Source organism: Bifidobacterium intestinale, assembly GCF_023656765.1.
In the GTDB taxonomy this organism is placed as follows: Bacteria; Actinomycetota; Actinomycetes; order Actinomycetales; family Bifidobacteriaceae; genus Bifidobacterium; species Bifidobacterium hominis.
This window is the reverse complement of sequence record NZ_JAMOKR010000001.1, coordinates 152,657-168,316: the sequence shown is the minus strand read 5'-3', so window position 1 is coordinate 168,316 and position 15,660 is coordinate 152,657. Positions and strand designations below refer to the sequence as shown.

The following is a 15,660-nucleotide window of genomic DNA, read 5'->3' as shown; positions in this document are numbered from 1 at the left end:
CGACACAGTTCCTTACCGGATGGCACACAAGGTGTAAAAATACCATGGGGTCACGTCTTTTTGCAAAGACGTGACCCCAAATCGTCATATTAAACGGAACGGCAGCAATTACTTGCGGTGATTGCGCATGTAGCGCATCGCCTCACGCCGTTCCTCTTTCTCCAGACGATCGAGATAGACATGGCCATCCAGATGGTCGGTTTCATGCTGCAGCATGCGGCCCATAATGCCATGTCCTTCCAACACGACCGTCTTGCCGTCCAAATCGATGCCACGCACACGAGCATAATCGGCACGACGAGTCTTGTACCACAATCCAGGCACGGACAGGCACCCCTCATCCCCGTACTGTTCGCCGCTGGTTTCTTCAAGGACAGGGTTGAGCACGTATCCGATCTTGCCGTTGATGTTGTAGGAGAATGCCCTCAAACCCACGCCAATCTGGTTGGCCGACAGACCGGCACGTCCCGGATCGTCAACGGTATCAAGCAGATCCTGCACCAGGTGACGCACAGCCGGCGTAATCTCCTTGATAGGGTCGCAGGGCGTGCGCAGCACCGGATCAGGTACGACTCGAATCTCACGTATTGCCAAAGCTATCTCTCCTCAATCATAGTTGTTTCCTCAGTTTCCGATGGGACCACAGGCATTGACGACTCGCCGTCGGTTTCTTCGGACTGCTTCTTGATTTTCTCCTGCATGGTATCAAATGCCTGCCGAACCTTCGGGCTTACGGATTCGGATGCCTGCCGCATGGATTCGGATGCCTGCTTGACCGTTTCCGTAGTGCGGTCAAGGATCTGCACCGTCTTCGGCAACGGCCTGTTGGATGGTTTTGGAGCATATAACACGTTGTCGATGATGTTCTCATACCGTTTGAGCACTTTCGGCCTGACGACCTTCAGGCTCGCCGTCAGCGTGCCGTTCTCCTGGTTGAACTCCTCGTCGAGGATTTCGAACTTGCGTACGGATTCCGCGCGGGAAACGTTCGCGTTCGCCTTTTCAACATACTGCTGGATAAACGCTCGCACGGCATCGTTCCTTGCAACCTGTTCCATGGACATGTTGCTGTCAAGTCCCTGCTGCGCAAGCCAGGAACGGACCATCTCCTGATCAAGCTCGATCAGGGCTCCGATGAATGGTTTGCCGTCGCCGACCACCACACCATGCGACACTATCGGGCAGGTGTTGATGATGTCTTCCATGGGTGCGGGACTGACGTTCTTGCCACCAGCAGTGATGATGATGTCTTTCTTGCGTCCCGTGATATACACAAAGCCATCATCGTCGATGGTTCCCAAATCACCGGTCTTCAACCAGCCATCGGCCATCTTGACGTCGGCCGTCAACTCTGGTTTCTTGTAATAGCCAAGGAACACATTAGGACCCATCACCTGCAGTTCCCCATCATCGTCGGTCCGCACACCCATACCGGGACCAGGCTTGCCTACCGAACCGACACGGTTGGCATCTTGCCAGTTGACGATCATCGGTGCGGCAGTTTCCGTCATACCGTAGCCTTGGATGAAGGTAATATCATCCATACCGTTGAAGAAATGGGCGAGATCAACGTTCAGGGGGGCTCCTCCGCAGGCTAGGTACCTCATGTTCGGCCCCAAAGCGGAGCGGATGGATTTACCCACGACAGACATAAAGAACGAATGTTCGGCGCGAGCCACGATGGAATGGTGTCCGGTTTCCTGCTCATCCTTCGACCATTGCACGAAATGATCAAATGCTCTAGCGAACACCCTTCCCCGAATGCCCGCTCCGGCCTTCTGCGAAGCCGCGTTGTACACCTTTTCGAACACGCGGGGAACTCCCAGCAGATAGGTTGGTTTGAAGCTGCGCAAATCGGCAAGCAGATGTTTGGCTCCCGGAAGATAGCCGACCACTCCTTGACCACCAATCGCAACGTATTGGATGTAGCGGGCGAAACAGTGCGCCAACGGCAGGAACAGCATCAGACGATTCGGCTGATACAGCATTTCGTCGAGAATGATGTAGCCGTTCAACACGATATGCGTGAAGTTCCGGTGAGAGAGCATGGCGCCTTTGGGCTTGCCTGTGGAACCGGACGTATACACAATGGTGAGCATGTCATCGGCCTTGACTCTAACGATCACCTGATCAAGCGCGTCCTCGCTGACGCCCTCTCCGAAATCAGCAACGGCATCGAGACCATCTGCCTTGAAATTGAAAACATACCGCAAGCTGCTGTGCTCTTCACGGATCCGCTCAAGCGTTTGCGTGTGCGCGGAATCGCCAGCGAAAGCGATAACCGGATTCACCTCTTCGATAATTGACTCGGTCTGCTTGGCGGAATCGGTCTCGTATACAGGCACGCTTACCGCTCCAATCGCGGCGCAGGCAAAATCAACGACTCCCCATTCGTAGCAAGTGGGCGAATAGATAACCACCATATTGCCGGTCTTGACCCCCAAGCCAAGAAGGCCTTTCGCAACCGAACGCACACGTTCGAGCATCTCCCCAGCCGTAACGTCATGCCAACGACGAGTCTCATCGTCCTGCCATTGGGCGATGAGATCCTCAGGATCACGCTCAGCGCGTCTGGAGAGCAACGCGAAAACGGTGTCCTCATCCGTGGTGCTATACGCAGGTTCTGGTATAAATTCTCTCAACATGAATCCCTATAGTAGTTGCAGTACATTTAAGGCACGCTGAAAACCCTTGGAATCGGCTGAATTTAGCCAATTCCAAGGGTTTTGAATAATTAGCCGTTTTTCGTCACATGCCGAAATCAGCAGTCACGCATTTCCAAGCGGATCCCTTGAGCACGCACTTCATGTTGCCGCATAGTCTCCGGCCTCCGATGCCCATCAGCACAGTGCTTTCGAAACATGTTGGCGAGATCATCCAGCTTTCGACGGTATAGACGGTAATCGGAAGCAATCCGAGCTGGGCGTACACTTTTACGTCCTTCTTCATCCGGCTTACGATCTGGGCGGAGGCAATCTTCAGCTTTCGCATGTAGTCTTCACTCAACACCTTCTCCACGAGCGACAGCTTCTGCCTACCGCGGAAAATATCAACAATGTTGCAAAGTAGCCGCGCAGAAAACATGCTCATGGAGTAGGCAAACTCAGCATCGCATGGCCCGGGCATGATCTGAACAAAGTGAAATGGAATTTTCCTACCGAAAAGGTCTGAATCGAGAAACCCATCATAAGTGGGAAGCTTTCGACCGGAAGGAAAAACCAGTTTTTTCCATTCAGTCAGTTCTTCCTCCGTGGGAAGCTCTTTAGGATCATCCTCCCCCTTCTTATTGAACAGCACATCCAGTCCAGAAGACGGAATAGCCAAACCCGTCCCGTCAACTGCTGGCGGCGGAACTTCATTTTCAAATGAACCATCCATGATGGCACCTTTCTTCTTTGCCCGACTCATCGTTGAGAGGGGGTGTAGGAACCATTAAGGCATGAAAGATTGCCCCCGTCAAGTTAACATCTGCCTTTTGTGGATATGTGGATAACTCAGATATCCAAACTATTACAGAACACCCTAAATATGCGTTTATCCACCCTTCATATACTGAAGAATAGAGTGGCTCTTTGCTGGAAATGCAATTAAACGGCCTGCTTCAGCATTGCCCCTAATTCGTCTCAAAATATCTTAATAAAAATGGACAGCTCCGACTTTTTCTGAAAGATATTGATCGTGTTTGTTCGCATGTGTTCGTATTATGGTACTTTGCGCCTTATGACGCCAGTTTTTCGCAAAAAACTTTTTAAAAAATTGTCTCTACACCGTTCGCAGCAGAGCCATCCCATATCAAGATTCTCCAAAAAGTTCGCAACGCCGTCGCGCGACACCCCGTGGTATGCGGCGTCCGAATAATATGGCATAATGAACACTTGGCAGAAAACGTATGTTTCTGCCGTTCCCCCATGGTGTAATGGCAGCACACGGGTCTTTGGAACCCTTTGTCTTGGTTCGAGTCCAGGTGGGGGAGCTTGTTAGGATAAAAGCTCCTGCAGAATCAGTCTGCAGGAGCTTTTATCTTATCCGAAAGCGCAGCGGCATTCCGGGAAAAATATTCGCAATACAAAAAATTTGCGAGGTGCCCTCCCCATATGGAGCGGGCACCTCGCAAATGCACCTATACACACCTATGTCAGGCAAACAAGAAGCCCTGGCCGTGGTGTTCCGGGTAGGTGTCAAACAGTTCGGCCACGGAGCCGTCTTCGAACACGGCGCGGATGGCGCTGGCCAGAAGCGGCGCAATCGATAGTACGGTCAAACCGTCCCAACGCTTCTCTTCAGGAATCGGCACGGTGTCGGTAAGCACGACTTCTCGGGCGCCACAGTTCTTCAAACGTTCTACAGCCGGACCAGACAGCACGCCATGCGTAGCGACAACGGTCACCGACTTGGCGCCAGCGTTCTTGAGTACATTGCAGGCGCCTGCGATTGTTCCAGCGGTATCGATCAGATCGTCGACAAGCACGCAGTCCTTGCCTTCGACGTCGCCCACGACTCGGTTGGCGACTGCCTGATTCGGACGGGTGATGTCGCGCGTCTTGTGCACGAACGCGAGCGGGCCGCCGCCAAGACGCTGCGCCCACTGTTCCGCAACACGAATGCGGCCTGCATCCGGGGACACGACGGCGACGTTGTCAAGCTGGTTGGCGAAACGATCACGAATGTAGTCCACAAGCACTGGCATAGCAATGAGATGGTCGACCGGACCGTCGAAGAAGCCCTGGGACTGTGCCGCATGCAGGTCGACGCTCATAATGCGGTCGGCGCCCGCAGTCTTGAGCAGGTCGAACATCAGACGGCACGAAATAGGCTCGCGGCCGCGATGCTTCTTGTCTTGGCGGGAATAACCCAACAGTGGGCAGACCGCCGTAATGGAACGTGCGGAGGCACGCTTGAGCGCATCAATCATGATGAGCTGCTCCATGATCGACTGATTGATCGGAGCTGCGTGACTTTGCAGTACGAACACGTCCGCGCCACGCACGGATTCGGTGTAGCGCACGTACATCTCGCCGTTGGCGAAGTCGTATGCTGTGGTTTCCAGAACATCGATACCGAGTTGTTCGGCGACTTCCGCCGCCAGTTTCGGATGTGTTCTGCCTGTGACAAGGATAAGGTTTTTATCCGGCTTTCCTTCAAGGATTGCGCTCACCATGTCTCCAAACGTCTGTTTTTGCGTCAAGTGGACGTGACCCATACTAACCATCCGCGCAGACCGTCTCATCCGCGCGTGTTCACCTGAAATTTACCGGTACAGTCCGTGCTTGCCAATATATTGCACCACGCCGTCCGGTACGAGGTACCAAACAGGTTCCCCGTGTTCCGCGCGTCGACGTACATCGGTCGAAGAAATCGCCAGCGCCGGTATTTCCAACGTATCGACCTTGCCTTCCGGCAGTTTCACCCCTTCTGGAGATGAGTATCCGGGGCGGGTCACGGCCACGAAGTGGGCCAGATCCCACATTTTGTCGGCATCTTTCCATTGCATGATTTCCGCGACCGCGTCGGCTCCGGTGATGAAGAAGAGTTCCGCGTCAGGATGTTGCACACGGATATCTCGCAATGTGTCGATGGTGTAGGTGATTCCCGGACGGTCGATGTCCACACGTGATACGGTGAATTTCGGATTGGATGCGGTGGCGATGACCGTCATGAGATAGCGGTCTTCCGCGTTGGTGACGTTCTTGTCGAGTTTGAATACGGGGCGTCCTGTCGGCACGAAGATCACTTCGTCGAGGTCGTACACCCATGACACTTCTGACGCCGCCACCAAGTGGCCGTTGTGGATGGGGTCGAACGTACCGCCCATAATGCCGATGCGAGGCCTGCTATGCCAGTTGCCGCGCGCTGAACGTCGACCCGTGGACACTGCGGAACCTGCTGATTCCACGGAAAGGCCGGACATGCGCCGTTCCGGTTCCACCACATAGCTGATGGCAAGTTCGGAATCGGCTTCGGCGGATTCGGGCCGCATGCGTTTCGGACCGGTCATGAAGCGTCCTCGCTCTTCTGCTCCTGATCGGCGTCCGCGGTTTCACGTCCGATGCTGTCTGCCGTGGGCGAAGCGTTGTCAGGATCGATCTTGTCCATATCCTCGTCCCACTCGTCCTGCACAACACGTCTGATTTCAGCGAAGGTCGGCAACGGGAAGTCCGGCTGGTAGGCACGTCGCACCTCGGCCACACGTTCGGTGACACGAATCAGCGTATCAGTCATGCCGTCGATATCCTGTTCGCGTTCCATGGCACTGAATTTGGCGATGTACTGTTCCATAAGACGCATCTGCTCGTCGACGTTCCTGAGTTTCTCCTCGCTGAGTTCCACCACGTCGTCGGCGCCGGTTTCCGGCCAGCCAATCAACACCGCATCGGCATATTCGAGTGACGCGCGCTGTGCCGCCGAGGCGATGCCGTCCTCGATTTGCACAAGGAACACGTATCGTACAATGCTTAATCGTTCGGAGGCGAGCTTCAATCCCAGATATGGATCATTGAGATCCGCATTCCATGGATTCTTGACGTCGGTCATTGTTCCCTCCATCTGACTGTCGTTTTCGTTGATACCGTTTTGTTCGCTCATGCTCGCACCTGCCCCGTTCCGTAACCGATCCACTTGGTCGTGGTCATTTCGCGTAGTCCCATGGGGCCGCGTGCGTGCATTTTCTGCGTTGAGATGCCAAGTTCCGCGCCGAAACCGAACACTCCCCCGTCGGTGAAACGTGTGGATGCGTTGACCATCACCACCGCCGAGTCGATGCGTGAGGTGAATTCCTCGATGGCCGAATAGTCTTCGGCGATGATGGATTCCGTATGTCCGGTGGAATGACGGTTGATGTGTTCGATGGCTTCGTTGAGTGAGTCGACCACTTTGATGCCGATTTTCAATGCCAGATACTCGGTATCCCAGTCTTCATCAGTGGCATGCATAAGTTCCACTCCGTCGATACCGGCTTTATCGATGATTGCGTAAGCTCGCTCGTCGGCATGCATTTCAACATTGGCGGCGGCGAGTGCGGCTGCGGCCTGCGGAAGGAACGTTTCGGCAATGCCCTGATGCACGAGGAGTTTTTCGGTGGCGTTGCAGACGCCGACACGTTGCGTTTTGGCATTGAGGATGATGGGGATGGCCTTGTTTTGGTCGCCGGTTTGGTCGACGTAGATATGTACGTTGCCAGCTCCGGTTTCGATGACCGGCACTTTGGAGTTTTGCACGACGGCTTGAATAAGACCCGCTCCCCCTCGCGGAATGAGTAGGTCGATGTGACCTTGGGCTTGCATCATGGCGGTGGCGCCCTGGCGTCCGTATTCGTCGACGGATGCGATGAGCGCAGGGTCGTATCCGTATTCGCGTAGCACGTCGGCGATGATGCCGAGTGTGGCTGCGTTGGTACGTTCGGCCGCGTGTCCGCCTCTGAGAAGCACCGCATTACCGGATTTGATGCAGAGCGATGCGACGTCGACGGTGACGTTGGGGCGTGCTTCGTAGATCATGCCAAGCACTCCGATGGGCACGCGGGCCTGTTCGAGTCGTAGACCGTTGTCGAGATGGTATCCGCGTACGATTTCGCCGATCGGATCCGGCAGGGTAGCTACGTGGCGTACGCCTTGTGCGGCTGCGTTGACTCGGGACACGTCGAATTTGAGTCGGTCAAGCTTGCCTGCGTCCATACCATGTTCAGCAGCTTCCTGCATATCGATGGCGTTGGCTGCGGCAATTTCTCCGGCACGCGAGTCGAGTGCGTCCGCGATGACGTTGAGAAGCTCGTTTTTACGTTGCGTGTTGGTTTGGGCAAGTTGCGCTTGCGCGATTCGTGCGGCGTCGGCTTTGGCGCACACTTCGTTGAGCACGTCGATTTCCATGGCGTTGGCTTGGATCTGTGGGTTCGTCATAGTTTCCTAGATTAGCGCGAAATCGCGCCTTGTTCCGCAGCTTCGACCATTATTTCGTCGTAGCGTCGGGAGCAGGGCGCGATTTCACATGTCGTGTGGCTCCAGAGATTCATGTCCGGAACCGTTCTCGATCAACTATTATTCGACATGGAATCAGTGGATCTGGTCGAGGCCCGGATACAGCGGGAAGTCTTCGGCGAGCTTGTCGACGCGAGCCTTGAGGGCTTCCACGTCAGCGTCCTTGCCTGCCGCAAGTGCGGTGCCGATGATGTCGGCGACCTCTTCGTATTCCTTGTTGCCGAAGCCACGGGTGGCGAGTGCGCTGGTGCCGATACGCAAGCCGGAGGCCACGCTTGCCGGACGCGGGTCGAACGGGACAGTGTTGCGGTTGATGGTGATGCCGCATTGTGCGAGGAGGTCTTCGCCCTGCTGGCCGTCCATTTCGCTGTTGCGCAAATCGACCATGACGAGGTGGACGTCGGTGCCACCGGTGAGGACGCTGATACCGTTGTTCTTGACGTCGTCGGCCATAAGACGTTCGGCGAGGATCTTGGCGCCGTCGAGGGTGCGCTGCATGCGGTCTTTGAACTCCGGTGAGGATGCGACCTTGAATGCGACGGCCTTACCTGCGATGACATGCATGAGCGGACCACCCTGCTGGCCCGGGAAGACTGCGGAGTTGAGCTTCTTGGCATAATCCTGCTTGGCGAGAATGAAGCCAGAGCGCGGGCCTCCGAGAGTCTTGTGGGCAGTGGAAGACACGACATCGGCATATGGAACCGGACTCGGATGCAGTCCCGCGGCGACGAGTCCCGCGAAGTGTGCCATGTCAACCCAGAACTTGGCTCCGACCTCGTCGGCGATCTCCTTCATGGCCTTGAAATCTTCGATACGCGGGTAGGCACTCCAGCCACCGATGATCATGGCAGGGTGGGTTTCGAGCGCACGCTGGCGGATGATTTCAGGGTCAATGCGGAAGGTTTCGGGGTTGACTCCGTAGGCTTCGGCATGGTAGAAACGCCCGGAGAAGTTGATCTTCATACCGTGGGTAAGGTGTCCGCCATGGTCGAGTGCGAGGCCGAGCACGGTGTCACCCGGCTTGACGAGCGCCTGGTAGACGGCTGCGTTGGCCTGCGCGCCGGAGTGGGGCTGCACGTTGACGTATTCGGCGCCGAACAGGCTCTTGGCGCGTTCGCGGGCGATGGTTTCGATCTTGTCGACTTGCTCGCAGCCGCCGTAGTAGCGGCGTCCCGGATAGCCTTCGGCATACTTGTTGGTCAGCACGGAGCCTTGTGCCTGAAGCACTGCACGCGGCACGAAGTTTTCGGAGGCGATCATTTCCAAGCCGTTTTGCTGTCGGGACAGTTCGGCGTTAAGCACTTCGGCGATTTCGGGGTCTGCTTCGGCAATGGGTGCATTGAACATGTCGTTCGGGGTTTGCGCGAGAGGTGATGCGGTCATTGAACTCTCCTTGGCTTGGAGGATAACTACGTTGCCCGCACGAGCATGCGGGCTCCACGATGAAGTGTACGTGCATAAATCGTATGGGAGAACAGGGCGTTTCGAAACATGGCAGCAATCGCGAAACAAGAAGGAAACAATCGCCTATTTGCAAATCGCATGTCGTCCCATTCCACGGACGCCAAGCATGTTTCTTCCCGCCCATAACGCTACACTTAATACTGTTTGACGTTATTGCCCGTTCTATTGCTAAGGAAATCCAGTGACCACGTTCCACAGCACCCGCAGCACCACCGATTCGCTCACCTCCAAGCAGGCCATCCGCAAAGGCATCGCCGACGATGGAGGCCTGTTCGTAACCGACTCACTGGGCGAAACCCACGTGGACATCGCATCCCTCGCAGGCAAGTCCTACCAGCAGATCGCATTCGACGTGCTGAGCGTGTTGCTGCCCGACTTCACCGAAACCGAACTCAAAGCATGCATCAGCGAGGCATACGGCGCGCAGTGGTCCGACGAAAAGATCACCCCGGTCAAGCCGCTCGGCGATGACTACGTGATGGAACTATTCAACGGTCCGACCTCCGCATTCAAGGACGTCGCATTGCAAATCCTGCCGCGTTTCATGGCACGCACCACCCCGACCGATGGCGACGACAACGAGAAAATCATGATCGTGACCGCCACTTCCGGAGACACCGGCAAGGCAGCACTCGCTGGTTTCGCGGATGCCGAGGGCACGGGCATCACCGTGTTCTATCCGGAAGGCAAGGTCAGCCAAGTGCAGGAACTGCAGATGAGCACGCAGGCCGGTTCGAATGTGAACGTGTGCGCGGTCAAGGGCAATTTCGATGACGCACAATCCGCGGTCAAGCGCATTTTCGGCGACCGCGAGCTTGCCAACCGCTTGGCGTCCGACTCGCATGTGGTACTGTCTTCCGCAAATTCGATTAATGTGGGGCGTTTGGTGCCGCAGGTCGTCTACTATTTCTCCGCTTACGCGCAGCTACTCGAACAGCAGGTCATCAATGTTGGCGATGAGGTCGAGTTCGTGGTGCCGACCGGTAATTTCGGTGATATTCTCGCCGGATATTATGCGAAGTTGCTGGGCCTGCCGGTCAAGCATCTGGTTGTTGCGTCCGATAAGAACAATGTGCTGTTCGATTTCCTGACTTCCGGCACGTATAACCGTCAGCGTCCGTTCTATCAGACGATTTCCCCGTCGATGGATATTCTCATTTCCTCGAATCTGGAGCGCATGCTGTATTACATGTCCGACAAGGACACTCGTCTGATCGCCATGCTGATGAACGATCTGAACCAGTGGGGCGCCTATGAGGTTCCCGAACCGATGCTGGCTAAGATCCGTTCCCTGTTCGGCACTGGCTGGGCCGATGAGGATCAGGTGCGTGAGATGATCGCGGATTGCTGGAACAAGAACCATTACGTGATCGACCCGCACACCGCGTGCGGCTATTACGTAATGCAGCAGATGCCTCGCGATCCGCTGACGCCGCGCGTGCTGTTGAGCACCGCCAGCCCGTACAAGTTCCCGCGTGTGGTCAACGAGTCCTTGGGATTGGACGCTTCCGGTACGGATTTTGAATGCATGGACGTGCTTGCCGAAGCGACCGGCACCACTGCCCCAGCCGCATTGCGCGGATTGGAAACCGCCAACGTGCGTTTCGACCATTTCGTTGACATCGACGGTATAGAAGACTTCGTCGAGCAGGCCGCCAAAACCCTGTAAACGAAGCATGTCTTCGAACCGTTAGTTCGTCATTATCGGCCGTCCGCAATATGTGGACGGCCGTTTTTCGTCAAGACTGCTACAGTTGCATGTTCGGAGGCGAACGAGCATGACATTACCGACGACATCCGCATCTGAATCAATGCAGCAGGAACAACCGGCACAACAATCAAACAAGCCGAAGCAGCTACAACGTAAGCATGATCGTCTCATCACCCGTGACATGGCGTTGGTCATGCTCGCGACCTTCTGTTTCATGTCGAGCAATATGCTTGCCAATCCGATTGTCGCCGGATATGCGGAATCGTTAGGCGCGTCCGGTATGTTGATGGGGGTGGTGGCAGGGTCGATGAGTTTCACCTCATTGTTCTGCCGCCCGATCGCAGGCAATCTTTCCGACAGAACCAGCAAACGTACGCTTGTAACGGCCGGCACAGTGCTTTATTTCACCGCGGGACTGCTGTACTATTTCGCGAACTCCCCCATCATGCTCATCATGGCGCGTGTGATCAACGGTGTCGGTTTCGCATGCTGTTCGGTCTGCTTGGCCACGTGGATGTCGCTTCTGCTGCCGATTCGCCATATGGGTGCCGGCATGGGGTTGTACGGCACAATGAACGCGCTAGCCATGGCGGTCGGCCCGGCATTGGGTATTCGCGCGCAGAAGTACATCGGCTACCGACTGACGTTTTTAAGTTCGCTGATATTGGCGGTGATCATGCTGATTGCCACGTTAATGGTGAAGAATGGCGGACAGCCGGTACGCAAAAAGCAGCCTTCCACAACGGAGAATCCCTCCCTTGCCGTAGACATTGACGGTTCTGCTGGCGCAACCAAAAAACATCATCTTTCGATCCGTTCGATTTTGGAACCACGCGTGGTGCCGTTGTCGTTGACGTTCATGATGTTCGCCATAGCGTATTTCGCGAACCAATCATTCATAATGAACTATGTCGAGGCACGTCATCTGCCGGTGTCGGCCGACCTGTTTTTCATGTTCTATGCGGTCACGTTATTGGTGTTGAGGCTGGTGTTGCGTGACCTATTCGACAGTAAGGGCTTCCGTTCTTGGCTTACGCTCTGCTCATTGGGCATGCTGGCGATGCTCGCGTGTATGACGTTCCTGTTCAACGATTGGATGCTGTTGTTGGCTGCGTTTTTCACCGCCGTCGGATATGGCTTGATGAGTTCAGTCACGCAGGCGCAGGCCGTAGTGATCGCCGGCCGCGAGCGCAGTGGTATTGCGAATAGTACGTATTATGCGGGTATTGATTTGGGTATGTCGGTTGGTCCGTTTGTGGGTGGTTTGGTGTATGGGCGTTTGCCGGTTGTGTGGTTTTATCCGGTGTTTATGTTGACGGTTCCTGTTGCTTGGTTGATTTATTGGTTGTGTGTGAGACGTGTTTCGCGGTAGTTGTTGGATGATGGTGTGAAGTTTCTGACTTGCTTGTTCGAAACTTCGTTGCCGGATTTCGGATTACGGAAGTGAGTGGGAGTTTACTTGCGTTTTTGAGCCGTGGGCTGAACGGTTGTGTTTCGTATTTGCGATTGCGATTGGGGTTACTATGGCGGGTAACGTAGAACAGCCGTTGTCAGGAGGCGACTTATGAAGACGTTGGTGTTGGTGTTTCATCCGCATGTGGAGGATTCCCACGTTAATCGTAAGCTGATGGATGTGGCCGGAAAGGTCGATGGCGTGACTGTGGTGGATGAGTATGCCGCCTATCCGGATTTCAAAATTGATGTGGAACGTGAGCATGCGTTGCTGCAGGAGCATGACCGCATTGTGTTGCAGTTCCCGTTTTACTGGTATTCGGCTCCGGCACTGCTTAAGCAGTGGGAGGATGACGTGTTGAATATCGGCTGGGCTTATGGTGATTATGCGTTGGAGGGCAAGGAGATCATGGTGGCTGTTTCCACTGGTGCACCGGCTGAATGCTATACGCATGATGGTAGTCAGGCGAGAACTATGGAAGAGTTGCTGTCGCCGTATGAGGCCATGTCTCGTTATGTACACGCCTCCTATCGTGAACCGTTCCTCGTGCATGGTGCGGCCACGTCCACTGAAGAGCAGCTCGATGAAATCATTGCCCGATATCCCACCTTCCTAACTGGGCGCTGAAAACGGTTGTAACTCGTACCGTGTCTCCAACATCTCACGGTACGAGTTTCTTTCCGTACTCGCTCGAGGAGCGTGGCTGGGTGGAGGACGGGTTCGACGGGTTCCTATTATCCCCTGCCCAGATGGCTGGTCTACATGTGCGTGGGCGGCTGAGCTGGCGGACTGCTGTACGGCGGCAAAACGGACTGAAGGGGCAAGTTCGACCGGATCCGAACGCCAGTGCCAGATCGCGGGGGACGATCCGCGGTTCGGTCGGTCCGACGTCGGCGAACGGCCTCGCTCAGACGAATTCGAGCTTCTTATGTTCCCGGGCGCATTGCACCAGATACGGATTGATGAGGTTCTGATATGGAATGCCAGTCTCCTTGGACATGTCTTTGAAGTATTCGATCGCTTACCCCGCGAGGTTCATGGTCACCGGCCTGCGGGCCGCAACGGCATAGGGGTTCGCCTTCGCGTCGCTAAAATCATATTCGTCGCGCGTGTTAACGTCCTTTTCTTGCATATTGCCCGCTCTCGCGGCGGGTGGTCTTCATACCGGATACTTCTTTCACCTTCAGCATGTAGACACCTTGCTTCGGCTCATGCAGCATTCCATATTTACCCCCTTCATAATCCACAAGGCTTTACCCGCCAATACCTGCGAGCGCCATTTTGTATGCGTTGCGGGCCGTGCTGTAACTGCTTGGCATTTTGCCGACTTTTTGTGGATCGTATTGGCATGCTGTCAGGTTCATGTAGTATTGGCGCATGATTTCGTCGAAGTGTTGTTCGACGAAGTTTTGTGGGCTTGTTTTCCATTGTAGGGTGTTTGCGTCGGAGACTGGCGGGATTAGGGTGAGTGGGATCCATGTGAGTGCTATTAGGTTCTGTATGGGTGCGTCTCCTCCGTCGTTGCTTTTCCATTCCACTCGGTCGGCGATTTGTTTGTTTTGGAGGCGTAGTTGTTGTGAGAGTGTGTCGAAGTATCCTTTTTGGTTGGCTTTTGTTCCTGTGGTCAGCTGTGCGTTGTTGTTTCTCGCTTCGCAGATTTCCAATAGATTGTTGCGGAATTCCGTCACGCACATCCTGTCGTCCGGATCAGTCGGGACGATGAGTTCCATTGGAACATAAAAGGATAGGTCTCCTTCGGCTGTCGTTTCGGGCGCAGTCCCATCTTCGTCTTTGCGGACGGCTTTCTGATATTCGTCGATATTGGACCGGTATTGCGTCCAGAAAGCCTTGAATATGCCTCATGTCTTTTGGCCGCGAGGCAGTTTCCCTCCGGTGAAGTCCAAGGCACGCTTCAGGATCAGCAGTCCGATGACGAGGGTATTGTGCCCGCCATCGAGGATTCCTTCGATGTTCCTGCTGTCGAAATGTATGCGCACCCGGTCCCTATCGAGGTTTTCGTATCTCGACGAGACAAGCAGAATGCCTTTGGTCTTGAAGGGAAAAAGCTCCGGCCCACATTCGATGGAATCCTGAATGGCTTCGTGACCTGCCCTTTTGTTTTGCGAGCAATCATCCCACTTTTCTTCCGCGGGATCAATCCCCTACAAGCGCGTGTCGCCCTAGTTTTTGCATTCGATTGCATTTTCCCTATATGCGGCAATCCGAACAACCGGCGCCCATCTTGGCCCACGCAAGGCATCCCCACTGAAGGACACGCAAGAATCAGCCCATGCCGCCGTATTCCGTTCCAGCCTTTCCGGCTATTTGACTTGGTGGATTTTGTTGCCTTTAACCATGTAGGCACGTCGGGCCATGTCGATCATGGGCTGGTCGAATCGGCTGTCTGTGTAGAATTCGTCCACTCGAACGTTGTCTCCGTAGAGTTCGCGGAATCGTTTGGGCTTGTTGGTGTTGAAGTTGAGGTAGTTTACGTTCAACGTGTTGCCGTCGATGGTGGACGAGACCAAATGTTGCACGCCAAGCCTGCGGCAGGCCTCGCCCACGGTGATGTCGAACGAGGCGGTGAGGATCACATCGTCTTCGCGTGGCTCATACCAGGGTTTGATGCGCTTCATGTTCTGATCCCAGAAGGTGTTGACCAATTCTTCGAATTCCAACGATTCGGCAAGTTCGCTTAAATATCCGTGGCATAGTTTGCCCACACCGTATTCCATTTGGTCGAGCGTGACTCGTCCGAGCTTGTATTTGATGGCGTACCGCAGTACCGGGGCGATGTACCGCAATACCTTCGGATTGTATTTGGCCGAAAACAGGTACAGGTCGAACAGGCTTTCTCCGTCATAGATGGTTCCGTCGAAATCGAACACACGCATGTAAGCAGCTCTCACTTCCTCGTACGCGCGCATCCAATACGCGCCATTGCAACTCATGCTAAAGCCCGAAGGCTGATTCCTTCTTACATGAAGGTGAACGGCCAGCGACCGCAATGTGCATGAATTGCACATCTCAATGCACATTCGGTTCATGTCACGTTCGGAAGG

At 54.8% G+C, this 15,660-nt stretch carries 13 protein-coding genes and 1 tRNA gene; 4 read left to right on the top strand and 10 right to left on the bottom strand.

The features are described from left to right. Positions 1–108: 108 nt before the first annotated feature. The 3 genes from NBH13_RS00635 to NBH13_RS00625 form a co-directional block, all read right to left on the bottom strand. Positions 109–594, bottom strand: coding sequence for a peptide deformylase (locus NBH13_RS00635; protein WP_033501059.1), 486 nt, complete (start codon positions 592–594; stop codon positions 109–111). A 2-nt stretch (positions 595–596) separates the two neighbouring features. Continuing rightward, complete coding sequence (locus tag NBH13_RS00630; protein ID WP_099571889.1) at positions 597–2,645, bottom strand: AMP-dependent synthetase/ligase; 2,049 nt, start codon at positions 2,643–2,645, stop codon at positions 597–599. 103 nt (positions 2,646–2,748) lie between these two features. Continuing rightward, positions 2,749–3,378, bottom strand: coding sequence for a hypothetical protein (locus NBH13_RS00625; protein WP_236824365.1), 630 nt, complete (start codon positions 3,376–3,378; stop codon positions 2,749–2,751). A 524-nt stretch (positions 3,379–3,902) separates the two neighbouring features. On the opposite strand from NBH13_RS00625, the gene NBH13_RS00620 reads away from it, so the two are divergent. Then, positions 3,903–3,973 (top strand) — tRNA-Gln (locus tag NBH13_RS00620). 162 nt (positions 3,974–4,135) lie between these two features. On the opposite strand, the gene NBH13_RS00615 is transcribed toward NBH13_RS00620, so the two are convergent. The 5 genes from NBH13_RS00615 to glyA all read right to left on the bottom strand — a co-directional run bounded on the left by NBH13_RS00615 (position 4,136) and on the right by glyA (position 9,353). After that, positions 4,136–5,158 carry a ribose-phosphate diphosphokinase gene (locus NBH13_RS00615; protein ID WP_099571891.1) on the bottom strand — a complete coding sequence of 341 codons (1,023 nt, stop codon included), beginning with the start codon at positions 5,156–5,158 and terminating at the stop codon, positions 4,136–4,138. 90 nt (positions 5,159–5,248) lie between these two features. Beyond that, positions 5,249–5,977: a nicotinate-nucleotide adenylyltransferase gene (nadD, locus tag NBH13_RS00610; protein WP_180753436.1), complete on the bottom strand. Its 729-nt coding sequence runs from the start codon at positions 5,975–5,977 to the stop codon at positions 5,249–5,251. 14 nt (positions 5,978–5,991) lie between these two features. After that, positions 5,992–6,543 carry a phosphoribosylglycinamide synthetase gene (locus NBH13_RS00605; protein WP_374110521.1) on the bottom strand — a complete coding sequence of 184 codons (552 nt, stop codon included), beginning with the start codon at positions 6,541–6,543 and terminating at the stop codon, positions 5,992–5,994. Positions 6,544–6,578: 35 nt separating this feature from the next. Then, positions 6,579–7,892: a glutamate-5-semialdehyde dehydrogenase gene (locus tag NBH13_RS00600; RefSeq protein WP_099571893.1), complete on the bottom strand. Its 1,314-nt coding sequence runs from the start codon at positions 7,890–7,892 to the stop codon at positions 6,579–6,581. A gap of 153 nt (positions 7,893–8,045) precedes the next feature. Next, positions 8,046–9,353 (bottom strand): serine hydroxymethyltransferase, encoded by a 1,308-nt coding sequence (glyA, locus tag NBH13_RS00595; RefSeq protein WP_099571894.1) that lies wholly within the window; start codon positions 9,351–9,353, stop codon positions 8,046–8,048. A 262-nt stretch (positions 9,354–9,615) separates the two neighbouring features. On the opposite strand from glyA, the gene thrC reads away from it, so the two are divergent. From thrC to NBH13_RS00580, 3 genes are all read left to right on the top strand, one after another. Next, on the top strand, positions 9,616–11,103 hold the full coding sequence (gene thrC / locus NBH13_RS00590; RefSeq protein WP_250778518.1) for a threonine synthase: 1,488 nt from the start codon (positions 9,616–9,618) through the stop codon (positions 11,101–11,103). Between the two features lie 109 nt (positions 11,104–11,212). Beyond that, entirely contained in the window at positions 11,213–12,517 is a 1,305-nt protein-coding gene (locus NBH13_RS00585) for an MFS transporter (RefSeq protein WP_180753758.1), read from the top strand. A gap of 192 nt (positions 12,518–12,709) precedes the next feature. Further along, entirely contained in the window at positions 12,710–13,225 is a 516-nt protein-coding gene (locus NBH13_RS00580) for an NAD(P)H-dependent oxidoreductase (RefSeq protein WP_099595646.1), read from the top strand. A gap of 626 nt (positions 13,226–13,851) precedes the next feature. On the opposite strand, the gene NBH13_RS00575 is transcribed toward NBH13_RS00580, so the two are convergent. Beyond that, positions 13,852–14,328 carry a hypothetical protein gene (locus tag NBH13_RS00575; protein WP_099571898.1) on the bottom strand — a complete coding sequence of 159 codons (477 nt, stop codon included), beginning with the start codon at positions 14,326–14,328 and terminating at the stop codon, positions 13,852–13,854. A 591-nt stretch (positions 14,329–14,919) separates the two neighbouring features. Then, positions 14,920–15,492: a haloacid dehalogenase-like hydrolase gene (locus tag NBH13_RS00570; RefSeq protein WP_250778852.1), complete on the bottom strand. Its 573-nt coding sequence runs from the start codon at positions 15,490–15,492 to the stop codon at positions 14,920–14,922. Positions 15,493–15,660: the final 168 nt, after the last annotated feature.